General features: G+C 57.3%; 18 protein-coding genes and 2 pseudogenes. 5 read left to right on the forward strand and 15 right to left on the reverse strand.

The features are described from left to right. Positions 1 to 12: 12 nt before the first annotated feature. The 13 genes and pseudogenes from wecB to mtnA form a co-directional block, all read right to left on the reverse strand. The gene (gene wecB, locus BLL38_RS25825; protein WP_076964861.1) at positions 13 to 1,149 is read right to left on the reverse strand and encodes a non-hydrolyzing UDP-N-acetylglucosamine 2-epimerase; all 1,137 of its coding nucleotides are present in this window, start codon (positions 1,147 to 1,149) and stop codon (positions 13 to 15) included. A gap of 363 nt (positions 1,150 to 1,512) precedes the next feature. Continuing rightward, positions 1,513 to 2,587 (reverse strand): annotated as a pseudogene (locus tag BLL38_RS25830) (IS630 family transposase). An 856-nt stretch (positions 2,588 to 3,443) separates the two neighbouring features. Next, positions 3,444 to 4,724: a Wzz/FepE/Etk N-terminal domain-containing protein gene (locus BLL38_RS25835; RefSeq protein ID WP_083743120.1), complete on the reverse strand. Its 1,281-nt coding sequence runs from the start codon at positions 4,722 to 4,724 to the stop codon at positions 3,444 to 3,446. Between the two features lie 408 nt (positions 4,725 to 5,132). Continuing rightward, complete coding sequence (locus BLL38_RS25840; RefSeq protein WP_076964862.1) at positions 5,133 to 5,372, reverse strand: lipopolysaccharide assembly protein LapA domain-containing protein; 240 nt, start codon at positions 5,370 to 5,372, stop codon at positions 5,133 to 5,135. A gap of 24 nt (positions 5,373 to 5,396) precedes the next feature. Then, positions 5,397 to 5,693, reverse strand: coding sequence for an integration host factor subunit beta (gene ihfB / locus BLL38_RS25845; RefSeq protein WP_076964863.1), 297 nt, complete (start codon positions 5,691 to 5,693; stop codon positions 5,397 to 5,399). Positions 5,694 to 6,007: 314 nt separating this feature from the next. Continuing rightward, the gene (gene rpsA, locus BLL38_RS25850; RefSeq protein WP_076964864.1) at positions 6,008 to 7,702 is read right to left on the reverse strand and encodes a 30S ribosomal protein S1; all 1,695 of its coding nucleotides are present in this window, start codon (positions 7,700 to 7,702) and stop codon (positions 6,008 to 6,010) included. A 121-nt stretch (positions 7,703 to 7,823) separates the two neighbouring features. Beyond that, complete coding sequence (cmk, locus tag BLL38_RS25855) at positions 7,824 to 8,513, reverse strand: (d)CMP kinase (RefSeq protein WP_076964865.1); 690 nt, start codon at positions 8,511 to 8,513, stop codon at positions 7,824 to 7,826. Next, on the reverse strand, positions 8,510 to 10,720 hold the full coding sequence (locus tag BLL38_RS25860; RefSeq protein ID WP_076964875.1) for a bifunctional prephenate dehydrogenase/3-phosphoshikimate 1-carboxyvinyltransferase: 2,211 nt from the start codon (positions 10,718 to 10,720) through the stop codon (positions 8,510 to 8,512). Before BLL38_RS25860 ends, cmk begins: the two co-directional genes overlap by 4 nt. Positions 10,721 to 10,748: 28 nt before the next feature. Next, complete coding sequence (gene hisC / locus BLL38_RS25865; RefSeq protein ID WP_076964866.1) at positions 10,749 to 11,861, reverse strand: histidinol-phosphate transaminase; 1,113 nt, start codon at positions 11,859 to 11,861, stop codon at positions 10,749 to 10,751. A 9-nt stretch (positions 11,862 to 11,870) separates the two neighbouring features. After that, a complete protein-coding gene (gene pheA / locus BLL38_RS25870; RefSeq protein WP_029298704.1) occupies positions 11,871 to 12,965 on the reverse strand; it encodes a prephenate dehydratase in 1,095 nt (364 codons plus the stop codon). After that, positions 12,965 to 14,050 carry a 3-phosphoserine/phosphohydroxythreonine transaminase gene (gene serC / locus BLL38_RS25875; protein ID WP_076964867.1) on the reverse strand — a complete coding sequence of 362 codons (1,086 nt, stop codon included), beginning with the start codon at positions 14,048 to 14,050 and terminating at the stop codon, positions 12,965 to 12,967. The genes pheA and serC overlap by 1 nt, the downstream gene beginning before the upstream one ends. 226 nt (positions 14,051 to 14,276) lie before the next feature. Then, entirely contained in the window at positions 14,277 to 16,931 is a 2,655-nt protein-coding gene (gene gyrA, locus BLL38_RS25880; protein ID WP_076964868.1) for a DNA gyrase subunit A, read from the reverse strand. Between the two features lie 424 nt (positions 16,932 to 17,355). Next, positions 17,356 to 18,432: an S-methyl-5-thioribose-1-phosphate isomerase gene (mtnA, locus tag BLL38_RS25890; protein WP_076964870.1), complete on the reverse strand. Its 1,077-nt coding sequence runs from the start codon at positions 18,430 to 18,432 to the stop codon at positions 17,356 to 17,358. A gap of 110 nt (positions 18,433 to 18,542) precedes the next feature. On the opposite strand from mtnA, the gene BLL38_RS25895 reads away from it, so the two are divergent. From BLL38_RS25895 to BLL38_RS25915, 5 genes are all read left to right on the forward strand, one after another. Further along, positions 18,543 to 19,874 (forward strand): TRZ/ATZ family hydrolase, encoded by a 1,332-nt coding sequence (locus BLL38_RS25895; protein WP_076964871.1) that lies wholly within the window; start codon positions 18,543 to 18,545, stop codon positions 19,872 to 19,874. Between the two features lie 63 nt (positions 19,875 to 19,937). Then, positions 19,938 to 20,636 carry a bifunctional 2-polyprenyl-6-hydroxyphenol methylase/3-demethylubiquinol 3-O-methyltransferase UbiG gene (gene ubiG / locus BLL38_RS25900; RefSeq protein ID WP_076964872.1) on the forward strand — a complete coding sequence of 233 codons (699 nt, stop codon included), beginning with the start codon at positions 19,938 to 19,940 and terminating at the stop codon, positions 20,634 to 20,636. Between the two features lie 4 nt (positions 20,637 to 20,640). After that, positions 20,641 to 21,312 carry an N-acetylmuramic acid 6-phosphate phosphatase MupP gene (gene mupP / locus BLL38_RS25905; protein ID WP_032863164.1) on the forward strand — a complete coding sequence of 224 codons (672 nt, stop codon included), beginning with the start codon at positions 20,641 to 20,643 and terminating at the stop codon, positions 21,310 to 21,312. Between the two features lie 154 nt (positions 21,313 to 21,466). Beyond that, positions 21,467 to 22,207 (forward strand): YciK family oxidoreductase, encoded by a 741-nt coding sequence (locus tag BLL38_RS25910; RefSeq protein WP_032863166.1) that lies wholly within the window; start codon positions 21,467 to 21,469, stop codon positions 22,205 to 22,207. Between the two features lie 308 nt (positions 22,208 to 22,515). Next, on the forward strand, positions 22,516 to 23,442 hold the full coding sequence (locus BLL38_RS25915) for a GGDEF domain-containing protein (RefSeq protein WP_032863168.1): 927 nt from the start codon (positions 22,516 to 22,518) through the stop codon (positions 23,440 to 23,442). A 22-nt stretch (positions 23,443 to 23,464) separates the two neighbouring features. Here the strand turns inward: BLL38_RS25915 and BLL38_RS25920 are convergent, their stop codons facing one another. Both BLL38_RS25920 and BLL38_RS25925 read right to left on the reverse strand, forming a co-directional pair. Then, positions 23,465 to 24,223 carry an iron-containing redox enzyme family protein gene (locus BLL38_RS25920; RefSeq protein WP_154220688.1) on the reverse strand — a complete coding sequence of 253 codons (759 nt, stop codon included), beginning with the start codon at positions 24,221 to 24,223 and terminating at the stop codon, positions 23,465 to 23,467. Between the two features lie 79 nt (positions 24,224 to 24,302). Then, positions 24,303 to 24,659, reverse strand: a pseudogene (locus BLL38_RS25925) (EAL domain-containing protein); the annotation flags it as partial. Positions 24,660 to 24,789 lie beyond the last annotated feature (130 nt).

The following is a 24,789-nucleotide window of genomic DNA, read 5'->3' on the forward strand; positions in this document are numbered from 1 at the left end:
CTCGAGGATTACTTAAAGAGCTTTTTCGCTAAAACGAGCCCAAAGGTGTTCAATAATCATCTCAGACGCGTGACCGTTACCATAAGGATTATGAGCGTAACTCATCTCGTTATAAGCATGCTCGTCATCTATCAACAGCTTTAAAGAGGAGACGATAGCAGCCCTATCTGTACCCACAAGTTTTACCGTTCCTGCGGCCACGGCTTCAGGCCGCTCTGTAGTTTCACGCATAACTAATACTGGCTTGCCTAACGATGGCGCCTCTTCTTGGATACCGCCGGAATCCGTCATTATTATATAGGCTCGACTCATTAGAGACACAAATGGCAGATAATCTAGAGGTTCAATTAAATGGATGTTATCTTTACCACTTAACAAACGGTTCACAGGCTCTTGCACTTGAGGATTGAGATGAACAGGATAAATAATATCAATCTCAGGATACATATTTGCGATATCCAACAAGCCTTCGCAAATCCTTATAAATCCTTCACCAAAGCTTTCGCGACGATGGCCGGTGACAAGAATAAACTTCTTTTCTACGGGGATAAATGAAGTCGGGCGTAGCGCTAAGGCATTGAAGGCAACATCGCATTTCATGCGGTCAGTTAAACCAAGCAACGCATCAATTACCGTATTACCCGTTATGAAAATATTGTCAAGCGCCACCCCTTCTTTTAGCAAATTTTGTTGAGATATTAGCGTTGGTGCGAAATGCATTTCTGCAATTGCACCTGTCAACTTCCTGTTACCCTCCTCTGGCCACGGAGAATAGATATCGCCAGTCCTGAGGCCGGCTTCGACATGGGCAACTGGGATTTTTTGATAGTACGCGGCCAACGTAGCTGCGAATGTTGTAGCAGTATCACCATGCACTAGTACGACATCGGGTTGGTATTCCTGGAAGATGGCAGTCATACCCACCAAGACTGCAGAGGTAAGTTCCGAGAGACTTTGGTTCGGTTTCATTATATGAAGGTCGAAGTCGGGCGTAATGTTAAACAGATCCAGTACTTGATCAAGCATTTCCCGATGTTGCCCGGTAGAACAAACCTTAGCGTCAAATCTCGGGTCATCTCTCAACTTCAATACTAGAGGCGCCATTTTTATGGCTTCTGGACGCGTTCCAAACACACATAATGTCTTCACGGAAAAGTTCCTTATTTAATACGGCTTAGCAATAATTGATATGTTTTTGCATTTTTTAATGCTTGACCTATGTCATTTACGAATCACTGTTTAGCGCTTAGAGACGCGGTCTACCAAACGACACTTTAACACTGCATCCTAATGAATCAGTCCATTGATACCGCCTAAAAATTAGGCCTGTATATCCAGCCCGACCCGACAACCCCAAAGTAGGTTTAGCTACGACCATCAGCCTGAGCCGCCGCATCTCGGTTCAGGTACATCTCATTTATTAATCACCAACTTCATAGCACTCATGTAAACCAGAGACAGAAAGCTCCATTTGACCATCTTCCGCCGCTAGTGTGCTGTTTTCGAAATAATTTACTTATAGGCTACGGTTTCAAGTGCCTCACGCGCCCGCTGGATTTTGTTCAAAATTTCCTCTCCCTTTGCGTTCCAAAACGTATCGGGTCGGCTGAGCATTACGTAGCGCCATGAACGCTGTAATGGAGCTTTCCAGCTCGCGCACCGAGGCAAAACTGCCGTCGCGCAAGTACATCGTGATGTCTCGAAAGAAGCGTTCAACCATGTTCATCCATGAGCTGGAGGTCGGCGTGAAATGAATATGAAAGCGAGGATGTTTCGCCAGCCAGGCTTTCACTGTCGCATGCTTATGAGTCGCATAGTTATCGACGATCAGGTGAAGCTGGAGGTGTTTGGGCGTTTCTTTATTGATCTTCTTGAGAAATGCCAGCCACTCTTGATGCCGGTGCTGACGCTCGATGCTGCTGATCAATTTTCCCTGAAGATAATCCAGTGCAGCGAATAACGTGACTGTGCCGTGGCGAGTGTAATCATGGGATTTGGTCTGGATATGACCGATGCCCAAAGGCAAGCCCGGCTGTGTGCGCTCCAAAGCCTGAACCTGGCTTTTCTCATCGCAGCACAAGACCAACGCCTTGTCCGGCGGGACCAGATAGAGCCCGATAACATCCCAGAATTTCTCCTCGAACTGAGGGTCGTTGGACAACTTGAACGTGCGCGTCAGGTGAGGCTTCAAATCATTGGCAGCCCACAGTTTATGGACGGTAGTCGAGGAAATACCCGCTGCCCTTGCCATGCTTCGACAGCTCCAGCGCGGTTCACCTATACGAGGTCGGGTGACCTGTTCCAAGACCCTGCGAACCGTCTCTTCAGGCAAAGGCGACTTGCGCCCGCGCCCCGGCTTATCGACCAGTCCGTCCAGCCGATGTGCTTGGAAACGCTGGCACCAGTCAGTAATCGTAGGGCAGGAAAAGCCAGTCAGCCGTGCAATGTTGTCACGGGTTTCACCCTCGGCAGCCAGCAGAATGATGCGTGCTCGACGACCTTCTCGCTGGGGGATAGTCGCAGAGCGAACGCGCCGTTTCAGTTCGGTCTTTTCTTCGGGGCTAAGTGTGATGTCCAGAGCGCTCACTGTCAGCTCTCCAAGGCAGGGATGACGGGTGAAGTGTAGACGAATTACGCAGAAATTTATTTCGCGAACAGCACACTAGGTGGTGCTTCCGAAATATTGCTGCCTTTTCAAAGTACGCCATGTTCTGAGTATTTTTCAATATCATTTCAATTAATAATGCTGGCCCTCGCGCCATATCCGAGCGATGCTAGGATAAAGCGAATTGATGAATCAAAAAAATTACCGACAGCTTTGCTGGTGTACGACATGGTGGAACCACTTCACAGAATTCAGAATGATTGCATCGGTTGGTTCACCGAGCGTTATGTTGCTCTGGCACTATCAAATAGTGAACTTTCGCCGAGAATCATGAGCGGGTCAAGAACTTCTGGCATCAACGTCGACAATTTCAAAAGACTTTTTTGATATTTCATGCGGAAAACGCCATGAGCGGTGAAGTTCTCTATGTCATACCTTACTTCCGGCGAGGTCAGTCAAGCAAGTACCGTTTTGCAATAGGATTCGATAGCCAACGAGGCCTTGATCGGTGACATGACTTGTATGGTGGATGATGTCAAGACACTCACCATAGTGAATTTTTTCCGTAGGTCGCTACGGCTCTTGACTCGGCGGCGAAGTGCGATGCCACACGGGCATGCTGTTGGTCACGTAACCCACCATATTCCCCTTACTACTAAGTACCATCATTCATATTCAGATGATATTCGAGCAAAAGAGATTAACGGAGCATCTAAATACGAATAAGCATAGAACAGGTATTTCTCTGTGTTATTAATATTTGATCTTAGGGAAAATCATCTTAAAATATCGCTTAATGCCTTATAGCAAACGCACCAAGCTAATTCGTCTTATGAACTTATTTAATCCGAGGAACACTTGTTTTATAAAAATATCGTGCCACCGCGAACGACACGGCGAGGGCTAACCCAGCAAGTAACCCTAGAAGCACGATAATAAATCGTTGGGGGTGGGTAGGCGCAAGTGGTTCTAATGCTTGTTGATCGACCGTCACTAACTTTATTCGACTCATATCCACAGCTAAATTATTGAGACGCGCTATCTCCGCTCGCAGAGGCTGAACACCAGCGAGAAATATATCTTCATTTTCCCTATGATTGAGGACTTCAACCTCCCGGTTCGTAGCCAACATCTGAAGTTCCTTGGCAATTTGCGAAATCCGATGCGTAGTAAAATCGTCCGTTTTCCGTTGACGGAGCGCGGTTAGCTCAGCACTTAGAGCATCTATTCCCATAAAATAAAGTGGTATCTCCTGATTGGTGATTTCTGTGTGCATACCACTCGATACTTTTGGCCGAAGCGAGTCACCTAAGGAAGAAGGTGTCGTGGGTTTTTGGATATCTAGAGATCTTGCAATGCTAATGGCTTCGTTCAATGTAGCGATTCGATCATTACGCTGAGTTCTCAATTGACCTTGCAGTGCCTTAAGCTCATCTTGTAGTTGAGCGCGGCGCGTGGTGTCGGCCTCATTTAAAGAGGCAATCTTCGCTTCCTTCTCTACTTCGTAATTTGAACGTGCGGAATCAAGCTTTCCATGTAGTTCATTTAATCTGTTGTTGACGATGACCCGCAGATCGGCCGCTATCTGTTCACGTTCATTAGCTATAGCATATTCAACAAATCCATTGAGGATCGCAACACCATCAATTCCCTCCGGATAATTCATCTCAAGCTTGATGTATGTACTCAAAAAATCTTTTTTATTGGGGGCCGGTAGCACTAGCTTGATGGAGTCCCGATTAAACGCTTCGAAACTTTGTTCCAAGGTGCGTCCCGGTCGTTCGAATGCTTTGAATAATTTTTGATTGGCTCGAAAAAAAGCGAGACGCGTATCGTATGACTCTAATGACGCCCCAACTTTGATGAGCGCTTCAGGCGGAGGGAGTTGATAAACCTCGGAGCGATTCAATGAATCGAGTTCATTTAGTGCCGCAGGCCGCAATACGGTGCTGACTCTGTACATAGGTGTGGCTAGGAACGCATAAACTGCAGCAATCAATCCAATACCGACGGTGACAGATATCAGGAGCCTTTTTTGCTCCAACACACCTTTGAATAATGTGTAGAGATCAATCTCGTCGGACGAACGAACTGTGGATACACGGAAGCTACTACTCACAACAAAAACCTGCCTTCAATTAGAAACTGCGGGCTCGTTATGCAGACAATTTTGCGATTTTTTGCATTTTAGAAATCAGCCGATACGACCAGCGTCGCTGCCGGTTCGAGGCCCACAAAAATGTCTGTTTTCGAGAACAGATTGCATTCTGCCATCTCTCTGACACATTACAAGACTTGACATATCTGTCAAATAATTCCTATTCGAGCTAAGGAATCGTCTGACTAGAACTCTTAGATTCACCTAAAGAGGGCACATGGCCTAAACACGCAGATAGGCCGGGGCTTGAACCATGCCATTTGGATCGATTCCATCGAGAAATCGATACTGCCAGCGCCCACCTCTCTTTGCCCTAACCGACCAACGGTAGCTTGAACAGCGCGATACCATTCAGGTCAACACCCTCGCTCAACGCTCAGCCAGCACTCGCTTATGCCTACGACGCTTGGCCAGCAACGTCAACAACGGACCTATCAACATCCCAACAATCAACGCCAGCGTCACAAACACCGAAACTGCCATCTGCGGTGTGGACCAGCCCAGGAACGACAGGGCTACGTCCTGCTGATTTTCGAGTACGAACGCCAGGATCACCAATACGACGATCAGTACGGTCAATACCAGGGCAACGCGCTTAACACCGCGCATAAACTTCTCCTTTGCCTATAAAACTCAGACGTCGTCTTCTTCGTCTTCGTTCACTCGATCGCGTAATTCCTTGCCCGGCTTGAAGTGAGGCACGAATTTTCCGTCAAGGCTGACGGACTGGCCGGTTTTTGGGTTGCGGCCTACGCGAGGTGCGCGGTAATGCAGCGAGAAGCTGCCAAAGCCACGAATTTCAATACGATCACCAGTTGCAAGGCACTGGGACATCTGTTCAAGCATGGTCTTGATGGCCAGCTCGACATCTTTGGATGAAAGCAGCCTTTGATGGGTGACAATTCGTTCGATCAACTCCGACTTCGTCATATTTTTCCCTTCTTTTTCAAGCAGCTAGGAAAAGCGCTCCGAAGGTTTTAGCATGACCGGGAGATTTTGAACAGCCCGGTTATTGACTTATCTCAAGTGACCCAGAAGCTAATCGCATTCGCCGGGCTTGGACGCCGACCCGCTGTTAGCGCTCCTGAAGGACGCCAGGGCTGCGTTAGGCGCCTCGTAGGGGAATCCCAGCCTAATGCAGCGTGCACGCTTATAGCGCGCCATAACGCAAACCAATCTGCCACGTCAAATTCAAGGCGTAAAAAAGGGCGACCGAAGTCGCCCTTTTTATGGTCTGACAGAACTTAGTTCTGTTTTTCCATCTGTGCACGCAACAGGTCACCGAGAGTGGTAGGACCAGCAGCAATTTCAGAGGTGGCTGGCTTGTCGCGCAGGCTCTGGATTGCTTCTTTCTCTTCAGCATCGTCTTTCGACTTGATGGAGAGTTGGATTACGCGGCTCTTGCGATCAACGCTGATGATCTTGGCTTCTACTTCTTCGCCAACTTTCAGAACGTTACGCGCGTCTTCAACGCGGTCACGACTGATTTCGGAGGCTTTCAAAGTTGCTTCGATATCGTCGGCCAGAGTGATGATGGCGCCTTTAGCGTCAACTTCTTTCACTGTGCCCTTAACGATTGCGCCTTTGTCGTTGTCCTGAACGTATTCGGAGAACGGATCGCTTTCCAGCTGCTTGATACCCAGGGAGATGCGTTCGCGCTCTGGGTCAACCGACAGGATAACGGTGTCCAGCTCGTCGCCCTTCTTGAAACGACGAACAGCTTCTTCGCCCACTTCGTTCCAGGAGATGTCGGACAGGTGAACCAGGCCGTCGATGCCGCCGTCCAGACCAATGAAGATACCGAAATCGGTGATCGACTTGATGGTGCCGGAGATTTTATCGCCCTTGTTGAACTGGCCAGAGAAGTCTTCCCATGGGTTAGATTTGCACTGCTTGATGCCGAGGGAGATACGACGACGCTCTTCGTCGATGTCCAGAACCATGACTTCCACTTCGTCGCCGACTTGTACGACTTTCGAAGGGTGGATGTTCTTGTTGGTCCAGTCCATTTCGGAAACGTGTACCAGGCCTTCCACGCCTTCTTCCAGCTCTGCGAAGCAGCCGTAGTCGGTCAGGTTGGTAACACGCGCGGTAACGCGGGTGCTTTCTGGGTAACGCGCCTTGATAGCGACCCATGGATCTTCGCCCAGCTGCTTCAAGCCCAGGGAAACACGATTGCGTTCGCGATCATATTTCAGAACCTTGACATCGATCTCGTCGCCAACGTTGACGATTTCAGAAGGATGCTTGATACGCTTCCAAGCCATGTCGGTAATGTGCAGCAGGCCATCGACGCCACCCAGATCGACGAATGCGCCGTAATCGGTGAGGTTTTTGACGATACCTTTGACTTGTTGGCCTTCCTGCAGGGATTCCAGCAGAGCTTCACGCTCGGCGGAGTTCTCTGCTTCGAGGACGCTGCGACGGGAAACGACAACGTTGTTGCGCTTCTGGTCGAGCTTGATGACCTTGAATTCGAGTTCCTTGCCTTCCAGGTGCGTGGTGTCGCGCACAGGACGAACGTCGACCAAAGAACCTGGCAGGAACGCACGGATGCCGTTAACGTCGACTGTGAAGCCGCCTTTAACCTTACCGTTGATAACGCCCTTGACCACTTCTTCAGCTGCGAAGGCTGCTTCGAGAACAATCCAGCATTCAGCGCGCTTGGCTTTTTCACGGGACAGCTTGGTTTCACCGAAACCATCTTCAACCGAGTCCAGCGCAACGTGAACTTCGTCACCGACATTGATCGTCAGGTCGCCAGCGTCGTTGTAGAACTGCTCAAGCGGGATGAGTGCTTCAGACTTCAGACCAGCGTGAACGGTTACCCAGCGAGCTTGGTAATCGATATCAACGATAACACCGGTGATGATGGAGCCAGCCTGAAGGTTCAGGGTTTTTAGGCTTTCTTCAAAGAGTTCCGCAAAGCTTTCGCTCATTTTAATTCCTGTTGATAAGGGCGAAGAATACGCCCATCTGCCACACCCCAGACGGTGTGGGTTACGTTCATATAAGAGAAGAAAGGCGGGACTAAGACTGGTCCCCCGCTCTCCTTCTGAGTCACCCGGTGATATCGCGAATTGCGATCTCACTCATGATGCGTTCCAACACCTGCTCGATTGACAACTCCGTGGAATCCAGCTGTATGGCGTCAGCCGCCGGCTTTAGCGGGGCTACCGCACGCAGGGTGTCACGCTCATCGCGTGCACGGATCTCATCTAGCAGACTTGACAGACTAACACCATCGACTTTGCCCTTCAACTGCAAGTATCGGCGGCGGGCCCGCTCCTCGGCGCTGGCGGTCAGGAAAATCTTCAGCGCCGCCTCGGGAAACACTACCGTGCCCATGTCGCGGCCATCCGCCACCAGCCCCGGCGGCTCCTGAAAAGCCCGCTGGCGCTGCAACAGAGCGTCGCGCACCGCCGGCAACGCAGCAACCTGGGAGGCCCAGGCGCCGACCTGCTCATTGCGCAGGTCGTCGGTCACATCGTCGCCTTCCAGGATAATGCGCTGGGGATGACCTTCCGTCGCCCCGAGAAATTGCACATCCAAATGCGCGGCCAGCAGTTTCAGCGATGCTTCGTTGGTCAGGTCGACGCCATGGTTGCGCGCTGCAAATGCCAGCAGGCGGTACAACGCGCCGGAATCCAGCAGGCACCAGCCCAGGCGCTTGGCCAGGATCCCGGCGATGGTGCCTTTGCCCGAGCCGCTTGGCCCGTCGATGGTAATCACCGGTGCTTTGATATTCACGATTGAGCCTCTTGGGCAACACGGATGCCTACGTGGGCACACAGTGTAAGAAAATTCGGAAAAGACGTAGCCACATTGGCACAGTCATGGATACGAATCGGCGCTGTCGCTCGCAGGGAGGCCACACTGAACGCCACGGCAATCCGGTGATCGCCATGGGCCAGCACTTCACCACCGCCCATCGCGCCACCGTCGATGATAATCCCATCAGATGTCGGTTCACACGTCACGCCCAACGCCAACAGACCGTCGGCCATGACCTGGATCCGGTCGGACTCCTTGACGCGCAACTCTTCTGCGCCGCGCAGCACGGTGCGACCTTGGGCACATGCCGCCGCGATAAACAGCACCGGGAACTCGTCAATCGCCAGGGGCACCAGCGCTTCGGGAATGTCGATACCCTTCAATGGCGCCGCGCGAACCCGCAGATCGGCAACTGGCTCGCCACTGACTTCGCGCTGATTGTCCACGGTGATGTCAGCGCCCATCAGCCGCAGAATATCGATCACCCCAGTGCGGGTCGGGTTGATGCCGACGTGCTCAAGCAGCAAGTCAGAGCCTTCGGCGATGGAAGCGGCCACCAGGAAAAACGCCGCGAAAGAAATGTCCCCTGGCACCTCGATAGAGGTCGCGATCAACGCGTGGCCGGCCTCGATCGATGCGGTAGCGCCAACTACCTCGACCGGCACGCCAAAGCCGCGCAACATTCGTTCGGTGTGGTCACAGGTCGGCGCGGGCTCGGTAATCGCGGTTTTACCCTCGGCATAGAGCCCCGCCAACAACAGGCAGGATTTAACCTGGGCGCTGGCCATGGGCAGCTTATACGTCAGCCCTTTAAGCGCTTGCCCACCACGAATCACCAGCGGCGGATGTCCCTGCGGCCCGGTCTCGATGATTGCGCCCATTTGCCGCAGGGGCTTGGCTACGCGATTCATCGGGCGCCTGGACAAGGAAGCGTCGCCCGTCAGTACGCTGTCGAAACGCTGCGCCGCCAGCAAACCCGAGAGCAGCCGCATGGAAGTGCCGGAGTTACCCAGGTAGATCGGGCCTGGCGCTGGCTTGAGGCCATGCAGGCCGACACCATGAATGGTCACGCGCCCATGGTGCGGGCCTTCGATCACCACGCCCATGTCGCGGAACGCCTGCAGGGTCGCCAGGGCGTCTTCACCCTCGAGAAAGCCGTCGACTTCGGTGACACCGTCCGCCAGGGAACCGAGCATGATCGAGCGGTGAGAAATCGCCTTGTCGCCCGGCATCCGCACCCGTCCGCTCAGGCGCCCACCAGGGCTGGCGAGAAAAACCAGGTCATCGGCTGCTACTGCGCCATCCATATAGGCCCGCCGCGCCAGTATTTTGCTGAAATGCTCGCGCGCCACGCGTGCACGAGTGAACACGCCCAGCAACTGATGCCCATCCCCGGCGTCGACCGCGTCGCGCAAGGCGTCGAGATCGCTGCGAAAGGTATCCAGGGTGCGCAACACCGCGTCGCGGTTGGCCAGGAAGATGTCGTGCCACATCACTGGGTCGCTGCCGGCGATCCGCGTGAAATCACGAAAGCCACCGGCGGCATAACGGAAAATCTCGAGGTTTTCGTTGCGCTTGGCCAAAGAGTCAACGAGGCCAAATGCCAGCAAATGCGGCAGGTGGCTGGTTGCCGCCAGGACTTCATCGTGGCGCTCAACCTGCATATGCTCGACATCGGCGCCCAGCTCGCGCCAGAGCCGATCAACCACCGCCAGCGCCGCCGGATCGGTCTCATCCAGTGGCGTGAGAATCACTTTATGCCGACGGAACAACTGGGCATTGGACGCCTCCACCCCGCTCTGCTCGGAGCCGGCGATCGGATGCCCGGGAATGAACCGCGCCGGTATAGCGCCAAAGGCCCGGCGCGCAGCGCGCACCACATTGCCCTTGGCACTGCCGACATCCGTCAGGATCGCCTGCCCCAAGTCCATTCCAGCCAACACCGCGAGCAACTTTTCCATAGCCAGGATCGGTACCGCCAACTGAATGACATCGGCGCCCTGGCATGCCAGGGCCAAGTCCGCCTCACAGCGGTCCACCACCCCCAGCTCAACCGCCAACCGACGCGATTGCGGGTCCAGATCCACACCGACCACTTCGCCACAGAGGCCGCTTTCACGCAGGCCCTTGGCAAAGGAGCCGCCAATCAATCCCAGGCCGACCACCACCAGGCGACCGATCACAGGCACAACAGGTTGCATTGCAATCACATCAACCACGGGCCAGGACCTTGGCCAGCGCCTCAAGGAAGCGACTGTTTTCAGCCGGCAAACCGATGGTGATACGCAAATGGTTGGGCATGCCGTAATTGGCCACCGGACGCACGATCACGCCTTCGCGCAGCAGGCCTTGGAATACCGGAGCGGCGTCCTGGGCGAGATCTACGCAGACAAAGTTGCCCTTGGACTCAATCCAGCCCAGGCCCAACTCACGAAAGCCTTGCTGCAGCTGCTGCATACCGCTTTCGTTGATCCGCCGCCCTTCTTCCAGGTACTCGACATCCTTGAGCGCCGCACAGGCCGCCGCCAGGGCCAGGCTGTTGACGTTGAATGGCTGGCGCACGCGGTTCAGCACATCCGCGACAACGGCTGTGGATAACCCGTAGCCAACCCGCAGCGACGCCAGGCCGTAAGCCTTGGAGAACGTGCGCGATACCAGCAGGTTCGGGTAGGCCGCGAGAAAGTCCAGGCCGTCGGGCAAGTCACTGCCTTCGGCGTATTCGATGTAGGCCTCGTCCAGCACCACCAACACGTGCCCAGGCACATCCTGCAGGAACTCGTTCAGCGCGTCGGCACCGAACCAGGTACCGGTCGGGTTGTTCGGGTTGGCGATAAACACTACGCGGGTCTGGGCATCGATGGCCGCCAGCATGGCCGGGAGGTCATGCCCCCAGTCCTTGGCCGCAATCACCCGCGCCTCGGCGCCGACAGCCTGGGTGACAATCGGATACACCGCAAACGCGTGCTCACTGAACACCGCATTCAGGCCCGGGGCCAGATAGGCACGCGCCACCAGTTCCAGGATGTCATTGGAACCGTTACCCAGGGTCACCTGGCTCAACTCGACCCGGCAGCTCTCGGCCAGCAGGGACTTGAGGGCAAAGCCGTTGCCGTCGGGATAACGGGTCAGCTCCGCCAACTCTTCGCGGATCGCCGCCAGCACTTTGGGGCTTGGCCCCAGGGGGTTTTCATTGCTGGCCAGCTTGACGATCTTCGCCGGGTCCAGATTCAACTCGCGCGCCAACTCGTCCACAGGCTTGCCTGGAACGTAAGGCGACAGTTGTTGCACGCCCGGCTGCGCCAGGGCGAGGAAGTTGCCACTCATGTCAAAGCCTCACAAAACCGCTTTCGGGTAGGAACCCAGCACCTTGAGTGCCACGGCTTCCTGACTGATTTTCTCCAGCACACCCTTGACCAGCGGATCACGGTGGTGGCCGACGAAGTCGATAAAGAACACATAGGTCCATTTACCGCTGCGTGAAGGACGCGTCTCGATGCGCGTCAGGTCAATCCCGTTGTCATGGAACGGCACCAGCAGCTCATGCAGCGCGCCGGGCTTGTTGCTCATGGAGACGATGATCGAGGTCTTGTCGTCGCCGGTCGGTGGCACTTCCTGGCTGCCGATCATCAAGAAACGCGTGGAGTTGTCTGGGCGATCCTCGATTTTCTCGGCAAGGCGCGTCAAGCCGTACAGGCCCGCAGCCATATCCCCGGCAATCGCCGCCGAATTCCACTCACCCTTGACCCGCTTGGCCGCCTCGGCGTTGCTGGAGACCGCTACGCGCTCGACATTCGGGTAATGAGCGTCCAGCCACTTGCGGCACTGGGCCAGCGACTGGGCATGGGAGTAAATACGGCTGATGCTGTCGGTCTTGGTGTTTTCGCCCACCAGCAAATGGTGGTGAATACGCAGCTCGACTTCGCCACAGATCACCATGTCGTGCTCAAGGAAGCTGTCGAGGGTATGGTTGACCGCACCTTCGGTGGAGTTTTCCACCGGCACTACGCCAAAGTTCACCGCACCCGCAGCCACTTCGCGGAACACTTCGTCGATGGCCGCCATGGGTTTGCTGATCACCGCGTGGCCGAAATGTTTCATGGCCGCCGCCTGGGTGAAGGTGCCCTCGGGGCCGAGGTAAGCCACTTTCAATGGCTGCTCCAGGGCCAGGCACGAAGACATGATTTCGCGGAACAACCGCGCCATTTCTTCATTGCCCAGCGGCCCCTGGTTGCGCTCCATGACGCGCTTGAGCACCTGGGCTTCACGCTCCGGACGGTAAAAAACCGGCACTTCGCCTTCAGCCAGGGAGGCCATTTTGACCCGTGCCACTTCCTGGGCACAGCGCGCCCGCTCACTGATCAGCTCCAGGACTTTGGTGTCCAGGGCGTCAATGCGCACGCGCAAGGCCTTGAGTTCTTGCTCAGACATTAGCCGTGTTCCTTTTCGAACTCTGCCATGTAGGCCACCAGCGCCTTGATGGCATTGATATCGACAGCGTTGTAGATCGAGGCGCGCATGCCGCCGACCGAACGATGCCCCTTGAGGTTCAGCAAGCCACGCGCGTCGGCACCCGCCAGGAATGGCTTGTCCAGGCGGTCGTCGGCCAGGCGGAACGGCACGTTCATCCACGAACGGGCGCTCAGGCTGATCGGATTGCTGTACAGGCCGCTGGCGTCGATGAAGTCGTACAGAGTGCGCTTCTTCTCTTCGTTGAGCTTGCCCATGGCTGCCACGCCGCCCTGCTCCTTGAGCCACTCGAACACCAGGCCCGACAGGTACCAGGCAAAGGCCGGCGGGGTGTTGTACATCGAGCCGTTGTCGGCTGCGACCTTGTAGTTGAGCATGGTCGGGCACAGCGAGCGGGCACGACCGAGCAGGTCTTCACGGATGATATTGACCAGGATGCCGCTCGGGCCGATGTTCTTCTGCGCGCCGGCGTAGATCATGCCGTAGCGGGACACATCCATCGGGCGCGAGAGAATGTCCGAGGACATGTCGCACACCAACGGGACGTCACCGACTTCCGGCACCCAGTCGAATTCCAGGCCGCCGATGGTTTCGTTCTGGACGTAGTGAACATAGGACGCGTCCTTGGACAACTTCCACTCGTTCTGACCTGGAATAGCGAAATAATCGTAGGGCTTGGCAGTACCGGCCACGTTGATGTTGCCGTAGCGCGAGGCCTCTTCAATGGCCTTCTGCCCCCAGATACCGGTATCGATATAGTCGGCAGTGCCGTCTTCCGGCAGCAGGTTCAGCGGGATCTGGGCAAACTGCTGGCTGGCGCCGCCTTGCAGGAACAGCACCTTGTAGTCCGACGGGATGTCCAGCAGGTCACGCAGATCCTGCTCGGCCTTCGTGGCGATGGACACGAACTCATCACTGCGATGGCTCATTTCCATCACGGAGAGGCCTTTGCCATGCCAGTCGAGGAGTTCACCCTGCGCGCGCTGCAGGACTGCTTCAGGAAGTGCCGCGGGACCAGCACAGAAGTTATAGGCTCTCTTGCTCACATCCAATCTCGCTCTGATCTGTTGGTCACATAATTCGTGTTCGACACATAACCCCTGTGGGAGCGGGCTTGCTCGCGAAGGCGGTGCGTCAGCCCGCCTATGCACTGACTGATACACCGTCTTCGCGAGCAAGCCCGCTCCCACAAGGGAATGCGCAGTATCGCAAACTTTCAAAAGGGACAAATAACAAGGGGGCGAATCTTCATCCGCCCCCTTGTTTTTCCGCTTACGCCTGCGGCTCTTCTTCGTCTGCGGCGGCATCGAGGGTTGGCTCGTCGACGTTGTCATCGTCGGCTGCGATCACCTCGCCATCGAATGCCTCGCCCTCCAGCTCCTCGCCTTCGACTTCCGACGGTTCCTGGACACGCTCCAGGCCCACCAGGGTCTCGTCGCTGGCCAGTTTGATCAAGGTCACGCCCTGGGTGTTACGGCCCAGGCTCGACACTTCATCAACCCGGGTACGTACCAGGGTACCCTGGTCGGAAATCAGCATGATTTCCTCGCCATCGAGCACCTGGACCGCACCGACCAGACGGCCGTTGCGATCGTTGCTGACCATGGCGATAACGCCCTGGCCGCCACGCTTGTACTCGGGGAACTCGCCGATAGCGGTACGTTTGCCATAACCACGCGCCGAAGCCGTGAGGATCTGGCTGCCTTCTTCCGGGATCAGCATCGAAATCAGCTTCTGCCCTTCCGGCAGGCGCATGCCGCGCACACCACGGGCGGTACGGCCCATGGCACGCACGTCGGATTCCTTGAAGCGCGTCACCTTGCCGCCGTCGGAGAACAGCATGACTTCACGCTCGCCATCGGTAATGGCCGCAGAGATCAGTACGTCGCCTTCGTCCAGCTCCAGGGCGATCAGGCCCACGCTGCGTTGACGACTGAAGGATTCCAGCGGGGTCTTCTTCACGGTGCCTTTGGCGGTTGCCATGAAGATGAAGTGACCTTCGGTGTATTCCTCAACCGGCAGCATGGTGGTGATGTATTCATCAGTGTCCAGCGGCAGCAGGTTGACCAGCGGACGGCCACGGGCAGCGCGGGACGCTTCCGGGATTTCGTAGGTCTTGAGCCAGTACACCTTGCCCTTGCTGGAGAACAGCAACAGCGTGGTGTGGCTGTTGGCAACCAGCAGGTGAGCGATGTAGTCCTCATCCTTCACGCCGGTAGCCGATTTACCTTTACCACCGCGGCGCTGGGCCTGGTACGCAGCTAATGGCTGGGTCTTGGCATAGCCACCGTGGGAGATGGTCACCACGCGCTCTTCTTCCGGGATCATGTCACCCAGGGTCAGGTCGAGGCGGGCATCGAGGATTTCGGTACGGCGCACATCGCCGTATTCGGCGCGGATCACTTCCAGTTCTTCGCGGATCACTTCCATCAGGCGCACAGCGCTGTTGAGGATGCGGATCAGCTCGCCGATCTGGTTGAGGATCTCCTGGTACTCGGCCAGCAGCTTTTCATGCTCCAGACCGGTCAGGCGGTGCAGGCGCAGCTCCAGGATGGCCTGGGCCTGCTCCGGCGACAGGAAGTATTTGCCATCGCGCAGGCCGTATTGTGGGTCCAGGGTCTCCGGACGGCACGAATCGGCACCGGCACGTTCAACCATCGCCACTACGGCGCTGGATTCCCACGGCATCTTGATCAGTGCTTCCTTGGCTTCCGACGGGGTCGGCGAAGCCTTGATCAGGGCGATAACCGGGTCGATGTTCGACAGCGCAACCGCCTGACCTTCCAGGATGTGCCCACGCTCGCGAGCCTTGCGCAGTTCGAATACGGTACGGCGGGTCACCACTTCACGACGGTGACGCACGAAGGCTTCCAGCAGATCCTTGAGGTTCAGGATGCGCGGGCGACCGTCGATCAGGGCCACGACGTTGATACCAAACACGCTTTGCAGCTGGGTCTGGGCGTAGAGATTGTTGAGGATCACCTCAGGCACTTCGCCACGACGCAGCTCGATCACCACACGCATACCGTCTTTGTCGGACTCGTCGCGCAGTTCGGTGATGCCTTCCAGCTTCTTCTCTTTAACCAGCTCGGCGATCTTCTCGATCAGACGCGCCTTGTTCAACTGGTAAGGCAGTTCGGTGATGACGATCTGCTGGCGGCCACCGACCTTGTCGATGTCTTCGATCATCGAGCGGGCGCGCATATAGATGCGCCCGCGACCGGTGCGATAGGCTTCAATGATGCCGGCGCGACCGTTGATGATCGCGGCGGTCGGGAAGTCCGGGCCTGGGATGTATTGCATCAGCTCATCGACAGTCAGCTCGGGGTTGTCGATGAGGGCCAGGCAACCGTCGATGACTTCACCGAGGTTGTGTGGCGGGATGTTGGTGGCCATGCCCACGGCGATACCGCTGGAGCCGTTGACCAACAAGTTGGGAATACGGGTCGGCATGACCGCCGGGATCATTTCGGTGCCGTCGTAGTTCGGCACCCAGTCCACGGTTTCTTTATGCAGGTCGGCCAGCAGTTCGTGCGCCAGCTTGGTCATGCGCACTTCGGTGTATCGCATGGCCGCAGCATTATCGCCGTCCACCGAACCGAAGTTGCCCTGGCCGTCTACCAGCAGGTAGCGCAGGGAAAACGGCTGGGCCATCCGAACGATGGTGTCGTACACCGCAGTGTCGCCGTGAGGGTGATACTTACCGATCACGTCACCGACAACACGGGCAGATTTCTTGTACGGCTTGTTCCAGTCGTTACCCAGCTCGCTCATCGCGAACAGCACACGCCGGTGCACGGGCTTCAAGCCATCGCGCGCATCAGGCAGTGCCCGCCCGACAATTACGCTCATTGCGTAGTCGAGGTAGGACTGTTTCAGCTCGTCTTCGATATTGACCGGGAGGATTTCTTTGGCCAGTTCGCCCATGAGAAGCCTGATTCCTTTTTCGGGTGAAACCTCGTCACATCCATATGGGACGAACGAAGCTCGCCGCCGCCGGCATGATGCCTGGCAACGACTTACGACAAATCAACGAGTTATGACACGGATCTGCGCATTAAAGGTCGCCCCTCGGGGTGACCTTGGAAACCGCCGAATGGTATCACAATCGCCGCCACGCACCTATCCCCCAGATGCGCATGGAGCGTAGTAAGTTGACGGATGACAGGCTTGAGGGCGACGAGAGGGGCTCAGAGCTGGTTCAAGGCTCGGATTTGCGTATGGATCCGAGGGTTTTGCTGGCTTTTCGGGCCAATCGCGGGCAAGCCCACTCCCACATTTTGACTGTATTCACAGATCAAATGTGGGAGTGGGCTTGCCCGCGATAGCAATCTGCCAGACACCAACGCCTTTAATGCAGACGCTTGCGGCACATCAACTTGGCTATCTTGGCGGTATCAGGCCGCTCGACGATGCCTTTTTCCGTCACGATCACGTCGATCAAGTCAGCAGGGGTCACATCAAACACAGGGTTGAACGCATTGACATCGGCGGCAAAGCGCTGCCCGGCAACCTCCAGCAACTCGCCGGCATCGCGTTCTTCCAGGGCGACGTCATCGCCAGTAGCCATCATCAGGTCCAGGGTCGAACTCGCCGCCACCACCATAAAGCGCACGCCATGGTGCATGGCGCACACCGCCAACTGATAAGTGCCGATCTTGCTGATGACATCACCATTGGCGGCGATGCAGTCGGCGCCAACGATCACCCAGGTCACGCCCTTGGTCTTGAGGATATGCGCGCCCGCCGAGTCGGCGTTCACCGTGACCGGAACGCCCTCGCCCGCCAACTCCCAGGCGGTCAACCGCGATCCGTGCAGCCACGGGCGGGTTTCGTTGGCGTAGACCTGCTCGACCATGCCTTCCAGGAAAGCTGCACGGATCACCCCAAGGGCGGTGCCAACACCACCGCTGGCCAAGGCCCCCGCATTGCCATGGGTCAGGATGGCCTGGGCGTTGCCCTGGTGCTTGCGGATCAATTCGACGCCCAATTGCGCCATGGTCAGGTTGGCTTCGCGATCGCTTTCATGAATTGCGACAGCTTCGGCCTCCAGCACCGCCAGCGGGTCGGCGTGCTTCCGGAGGCGGTCCAGGCGATCGCGCATACGCTTGAGGGCCCAGAACAGGTTTGAAGCAGTAGGACGGGAATCGGCCAGTAGCGCGTAGTCCTCCTCCCATGAGGCCTGCCAGTCACCGCCCTCGGCGATCCGCTCACGGGCGGCCAGCACCAGCCCGTAGGCAGCGCTGATGCCGATGGCCGGAGCGCCACGCACCACCATCGAGCGAATGGCTGCGGCCACCTCTTCGACAGTCGAGCACACGACCCAGCTTTCCCGAAACGGCAACGCACGCTGATCGAGCAGGTGCAGTGCGCCATCACGCCAATCGATGGCCTTCACCTTCTCCGCTGCCAACAGTCGATCGCGCATCCCTAACCCCGCACTCGTGAACAAAAGCCGCCGATTATAGCGATCCGCCAGCCAGGACGCTCGGGTATACTTCGCCCCTCTTTATATCACCGCCCCGGACGCTGCTCGCCATGACACCACCCGTTGCCCCGCTCGACCTCTTGCTACTGCCAACCTGGCTGGTACCGGTCGAGCCTGCGGGCGTGGTGCTCAAGGAGCATGGCCTGGGCATCCGCGACGGGCGCATTGCGTATATCGGGCCGCGTACGCAGGCCCTGAAGCTGGCGGCCCATGAAGTGCGCGAGTTGCCGGGTGTTCTGCTCAGCCCGGGCCTGGTCAATGCCCACGGCCACGCGGCGATGAGCCTGTTTCGCGGCCTGGCGGACGACCTGCCGCTGATGACCTGGCTGGAGAAGCACATCTGGCCCGCCGAAGCCAAGTGGGTCGATGAAGCCTTCGTGCGCGACGGCACGGACCTGGCGATCGCCGAACAGATCAAGGGCGGCATTAGCTGCTTCTCGGACATGTACTTCTTCCCCAAGATCGCCAGCGAACGCGTGCACAACAGTGGCATCCGCGCGCAGATCGCGATTCCGATCCTCGACTTTGCGATCCCTGGCGCCGCCACCGCCGACGAGGCCCTGCGCCAGGGCATCGAACTGTTTGGCGATCTCAAGCACCACCCACGGATCAAAGTCGCCTTTGGCCCCCACGCGCCCTATACCGTCAGCGATGCCAACCTGGAAAAAGTCCGGGTGATCGCCGAGGAACTGGACGCCGCCATTCATATGCACATCCACGAAACCGCATTTGAAGTGCAGCAGTCCGTCGAGCAGTACGGCGAACGGCCCCTGGCCCGCCTCGCTCGCCTGGGGTTGCTCGGCCCGCGCCTACAGGCCGTTCATATGACCCAAATCAGCGAAGAGGACCTGGCGTTGCTGGTAGAAAGCAACAGCAGCGTGATCCACTGCCCGGAATCCAACCTGAAACTGGCCAGCGGCTTCTGCCCGGTGGAACGCCTGTGGCAGGCCGGCGTCAATGTGGCAGTAGGCACCGACGGCGCGGCCAGCAACAATGACCTGGATCTGCTGGGCGAAACCCGCACCGCTGCGCTACTGGCCAAAGCCGTCGCCGGCTCGGCCAGCGCCCTGGATGCCCATCGTGCGTTGCGCATGGCCACCCTCAACGGTGCGCGAGCGATGGGCCTGGAAGCTGAAATCGGCTCGCTGGAAGTAGGCAAGGCCGCGGATATCGTGGCCTTCGACCTGTCGGGACTGGCCCAGCAACCGATCTACGATCCGGTCTCGCAGCTTATATATGCCACCGGACGCGATTGTGTGAAACACCTTTGGGTCGGCGGCAAGCCATTGCTCGACGACCGGCAACTGACACGCATGGACGAACAGCAGTTGAGCGCCACAGCCGCTGCCTGGGGCCGGCGCATCAGCGGACACCACGAATAACGCCGGCCCTGGATCAGCATTCCAGGCCCGGCAAACCGTTTTATCGGATTTAGAGGACTACCCATGAGTAACGTCGACCACGCCGAAATCGCCAAATTCGAAGCCCTGGCCCATCGCTGGTGGGACCGCGAGAGCGAGTTCAAGCCCCTGCACGACATCAACCCGTTGCGGGTCAACTGGATCGACGAGCGCGTCAACCTGGCCGGCAAGAAAGTCCTCGACGTGGGCTGCGGTGGCGGCATTCTCAGCGAAGCCATGGCCCAGCGTGGCGCCACGGTCATGGGCATCGACATGGGCGAAGCGCCGCTGGCCGTGGCCCAACTGCATCAGTTGGAGTCGGGCGTGAGTGTGGAATACCGGCAGATCACTGCCGAAGACCTGGCCGAAGAAATGCCCGAGCAGTTCGACGTGATCACCTGCCTGGAGATGCTGGAGCACGTTCCAGACCCCTCATCAGTGATCCGCGCGTGTTTCCGTATGGTCAAGCCGGGCGGCCAGGTGTTCTTCTCCACCATCAACCGCAACCCCAAGGCCTACCTGTTCGCGATCATCGGCGCCGAATACATCATGAAGCTGCTGCCACGCGGCACCCATGACTTCAAGAAATTCATCCGCCCTTCCGAACTGGGCGCCTGGAGCCGCCAGGCCGGGCTGACGGTCAAGGACATCATCGGCCTGACCTACAACCCACTGACCAAGCACTACAAGCTGGCCAGCGACGTGGACGTCAACTACATGATCCAGACCCTGCGAGAGGAATAAGCCTGTGAAGTTGAAAGCGGTTCTTTTCGACATGGACGGTACGCTGCTCGATACCGCGCCGGACTTTATCGCCATCTGCCAGGCCATGCGCGCCGAACGCGGGCTTGCGCCGATCAACGACCAGCATATCCGTGATGAAATCTCCGGCGGCGCCCGGGCCATGGTCGCCGTGACATTCTCCATGGACCCCGAGTCGCCGGGCTTTGAAGCGTTGCGCCTGGAGTTCCTTGAACGCTACCTCAAGGGCTGCGCGATCCACAGCAAGCTGTTTGATGGCATGGCCGAACTGCTGGAAGACATCGAGCGGTCCAAGCTGATCTGGGGCGTGGTCACCAACAAGCCCCTGCGCTTCGCCGAACCGATCATGCAGCAACTGGGCCTGGCCGAGCGCTCGGCCCTGTTGATCTGCCCGGACCACGTGAAGAACAGCAAGCCCGATCCGGAGCCGCTGATCCTGGCCTGCAAAATGCTCGACCTGGACCCCGCCAGCGTGCTGTTCGTCGGCGATGACCTGCGCGATATCGAGTCGGGCCGCGATGCCGGCACCCGCACCGCCGCTGTCACCTACGGCTACATCCACCCCGACGACAATGCCCGTAACTGGGGCGCCGACGTCGTGGTCGATCACCCGCTGGAGCTGCGCAAGGTGCTCGATAGCGCACTCTGCAGTTGCTGACTGGTTAACCAATGAAGCTCTAATGTGGGAGCGGGCTTGCTCGCGAAGGCGGTGGGTCATCTGATAGAGAGTTGACTGACACTACGCTTTCGCGAGCAAGCCCGCTCCCACATTCAGATATGTGCTGCCCCACTGAATTTTGTTGAGGTCGATTATGTTTGATTACTCCGCACGCCCAGAATTGCTCAAGGACCGGGTCATCCTGGTCACCGGCGCCGGTCGCGGGATTGGCGCAGCGGCGGCCAAGACCTATGCCGCCCACGGTGCCACCGTGCTGTTGCTGGGTAAGACCGAAGCCAACCTGGCCCAGGTCTACGATGAAATCGAAGCCGCCGGCCACCCGCAGCCGGTGGTGATCCCGTTCAACCTGGAAACGGCCCTGCCCCATCAATACGATGAACTGGCAGCAATGATCGAAAAAGAGTTCGGCCATCTCGACGGGCTGCTGCACAACGCTTCGATCATCGGCCCACGCACCCCGATCGAACAGCTGTCGGGCGAAAATTTCATGCGCGTCATGCATATCAATGTCAACGCCATGTTTATGCTGACCGCGACCTTGCTGCCATTACTCAAGCTGTCCCAGGACGCTTCGGTGGTGTTCACCTCCAGCAGCGTCGGACGCAAGGGTCGCGCCTACTGGGGCGCCTATGGCGTGTCGAAATTCGCCACCGAAGGCCTGATGCAGACCCTGGCCGACGAACTCGACACCGTCGCTGCGGTGCGCGCCAACAGCATCAACCCCGGCGCCACCCGCACCAGCATGCGCGCCCAGGCTTACCCTGGAGAAAACCCGGCCAACAACCCGCTGCCGGAAGAGATCATGCCGGTGTACCTGTACCTGATGGGCCCGGACAGCTCAGGGATCAATGGGCAGGCGTTTGACGCGCAATAACCCTGCAGCTGGCGCTGGCTCCCACAAGGGGCCGGCGCCAAATTTCCAGCACTATGCATACGCAAGAAAATCCCATCCCATTGTTTTACAAGCAATAAAAATACTTCGCACGAAATGGCACGCTTTTCGCTCCAATTTGTTTAAGCAGGCGGCGCGACGTCAAGACGTGTGGCATGGGATCAGGGGTTATAACCCCCGGCAAAGCGGACTAAACTGTTACCTATGTTTTACGGAACTGAAGGAACAGTAAAACGCCGCTCCCACCGAGCCTGTAAGACAGCATTAAGTGCTTAGAGGCCTACCTGCTTATGAAAACACCGACCCAGACCAACGCAATTGACTTCGACAGTGCCAAATTGCAGCGCCTGGGCTTTGGCCAGCCTTCCCTGATTGCACGGCGCCCCATCAGCCTGGCGCAGTTGCGTCAGCAGTTGAACCTGCAATTGCAGACCAGCCTGGAACCCGAGCGGATCCTTGGCCTGTTCTTTCGCGAAGTGCAGCGCCTGGTGCCCCTGGATGCCTTGCAATACAGCCATGAAGCCAGCGACCTGCGCCTGGAATATGGCCAACGCGGCCATCATTCGGTGAGTTATAGCCTCAGCCATCAGGGTGAGCACCTCGGCGAACTGGTATTTCGCCGCAACCAGCGTTTCAGCGAAGAGGAACAGGGCAATCTGGAGTCGCTGCTGGCCAGTTTGCTCTATCCCATGCGCAACGCCTTGCTCTATCGCGCCGCGACCCGCAGCGCCCTGCGCGACCCACTGACCGAGACCGGCAACCGCATCGCCATGGACCAGACCCTGGGCCGGGAAATCGAGATGGCCAAGCGGCATCTGCACCCGCTGTCCTTGCTGATGCTCGACATCGATCACTTCAAGCGCATCAACGACAGCCACGGCCATGCCACCGGCGACAAAGTGCTCAAGGCCGTCGCCGCTTCGATCAAGAACCAGTTGCGCAATGTGGACATGGTGTTTCGGTTTGGCGGGGAAGAGTTTCTGATCCTGCTTTCCAACACCGGCCGGGATGCCGCAGCCATGGTGGGCGAGCGTCTGCGCCAGGCAGCACAGGCCCAGGACTACTGGGCGGACACCACGCGTATCGAATTGACGGTGAGCCTGGGTTGCTCGACCCTGTTGACCGGAGAGTCAGCCGAAAGTCTGCTGCGCCGGGCCGACAATGCCTTGTATGTGGCCAAGCGCGAAGGCCGCAACCGCCTGGCAATGGCGGGGTAAACGCTACCCCGCCATGCCTGGGTCAGGCTTCGCTGGCCGCCAGCACCTGGCGCTCGCGGGTCACCGGGGTTTTCTCCAACTGCATGCAGCGCTCCAGAAACAGATACATGTAGTCGTAGCTCTTGCACACGGCCTGGCGCAGTTCCACTTGTAGCGCCTTGCTCGGGTTCATCCCAGCCAGGGTGCAGATGATCTCCAACGCTTCCCACGGATGGGCGTCGTCATACTGGGCATGCATCTTCAGCCACTTCATGGCGCGCTTGCGATCTTCCTCGGGGAAAGCTGCGGCATAGACGCCCGTCGAACACACCAGCGCAGACCACTCCCCAGTGGCCCCTTCAATGGCGTAGTTGGTAGCGGCAATGGCCACGATCAACGAATCGGCCGAACTGGTGTGCCAGCACCAATGGCTCAGCGCATGCAGCTCTGGCGGTACGTTCTGCGCCTGCAGCTCTTCCAGGCCCACGCCATGGGCGCGCGCCCAGTGCATCCAATAATCGGCATGGTTCAGTTCCACGCGGATATTGCGCATCAGCCAACGCCGCGCCATGTCCTCGCCTGGGTGGCGGGCAAACTTGGTCTTGGTCAGGTTTTGTGCCATGTACAACGCAAACTGTTCAACCACCGGCCATCCACCAATCAGGTAGTGGCGCATGGTTTTGGCACTGAGCTTGTTATCGCGCATGCGCTGGTACAGTTCGTGTTCGACAACCCGGCGCTTGCTCTCGCTACAGTCCTGGATCAATTGCTGAGCCCAGGCGGGGTAACTTGAGGCTTCCATAAGCGGGCCGGTTCTGCTGAATGTGTCGATCACTGTCGGGCTCCTTTTGATGTGTGATGTGTACAGACCGGCAGATGCTTCAGCGGAATGTGCCGGGCGCCCTGAATAACAGGGGCTGCGGGCGCGCAGGTCGACACTGCAAACTATCGAAGGTAAACAATTGCGGGCGTTCAATCAGGTAGCCCTGAGCGTAGTCCACGCCAATCTCAAGCAATGCCTGCTCGATGTGCGGTGTCTCGACAAACTCGGCAATCGTACGTTTACCCATGACATGGCCGATGTGATTGATCACTTCGACCATGGCGCGGTTAATCGGGTCGTCCAGCATATCCTTTACGAAACTTCCATCGATCTTCAGGAAGTCTACAGGTAAATGTTTGAGGTAGGCGAATGAGGACATTCCGGCGCAAAAGTCGTCCAGCGAGAAGCAACAACCTAAGGATGGTCTGAAATAGCCGCGTCTTTTTGGCTGACCGCAGCTCGTGGCTATTTAAAAAATGGCGCTTGATCGAAAAAAAGATCAAATCAGTCGCTTATTCCCGTTTCTCGGCCCTCAAGCGAACTAT

Origin of the sequence: Pseudomonas gessardii (assembly GCF_001983165.1) — a bacterium.
In the GTDB taxonomy this organism is placed as follows: Bacteria; Pseudomonadota; Gammaproteobacteria; order Pseudomonadales; family Pseudomonadaceae; genus Aquipseudomonas; species Aquipseudomonas gessardii.

What these genes read in the sequence shown, in the direction of transcription:
- BLL38_RS25840 (WP_076964862.1), bottom strand. Translation starts at nt 5,372, where the DNA reads ATGCGCGGTGTTAAGCGCGTTGCCCTGGTATTGACCGTACTGATCGTC.
- ihfB (WP_076964863.1), bottom strand. Translation starts at nt 5,693, where the DNA reads ATGACGAAGTCGGAGTTGATCGAACGAATTGTCACCCATCAAAGGCTG.
- rpsA (WP_076964864.1), bottom strand. Translation starts at nt 7,702, where the DNA reads ATGAGCGAAAGCTTTGCGGAACTCTTTGAAGAAAGCCTAAAAACCCTG.
- hisC (WP_076964866.1), bottom strand. Translation starts at nt 11,861, where the DNA reads ATGAGTGGCAACTTCCTCGCCCTGGCGCAGCCGGGCGTGCAACAACTG.
- pheA (WP_029298704.1), bottom strand. Translation starts at nt 12,965, where the DNA reads ATGTCTGAGCAAGAACTCAAGGCCTTGCGCGTGCGCATTGACGCCCTG.
- gyrA (WP_076964868.1), bottom strand. Translation starts at nt 16,931, where the DNA reads ATGGGCGAACTGGCCAAAGAAATCCTCCCGGTCAATATCGAAGACGAG.
- mtnA (WP_076964870.1), bottom strand. Translation starts at nt 18,432, where the DNA reads ATGCGCGATCGACTGTTGGCAGCGGAGAAGGTGAAGGCCATCGATTGG.
- BLL38_RS25895 (WP_076964871.1), top strand. Translation starts at nt 18,543, where the DNA reads ATGACACCACCCGTTGCCCCGCTCGACCTCTTGCTACTGCCAACCTGG.
- ubiG (WP_076964872.1), top strand. Translation starts at nt 19,938, where the DNA reads ATGAGTAACGTCGACCACGCCGAAATCGCCAAATTCGAAGCCCTGGCC.
- BLL38_RS25910 (WP_032863166.1), top strand. Translation starts at nt 21,467, where the DNA reads ATGTTTGATTACTCCGCACGCCCAGAATTGCTCAAGGACCGGGTCATC.
- BLL38_RS25915 (WP_032863168.1), top strand. Translation starts at nt 22,516, where the DNA reads ATGAAAACACCGACCCAGACCAACGCAATTGACTTCGACAGTGCCAAA.
- BLL38_RS25920 (WP_154220688.1), bottom strand. Translation starts at nt 24,223, where the DNA reads ATGGAAGCCTCAAGTTACCCCGCCTGGGCTCAGCAATTGATCCAGGAC.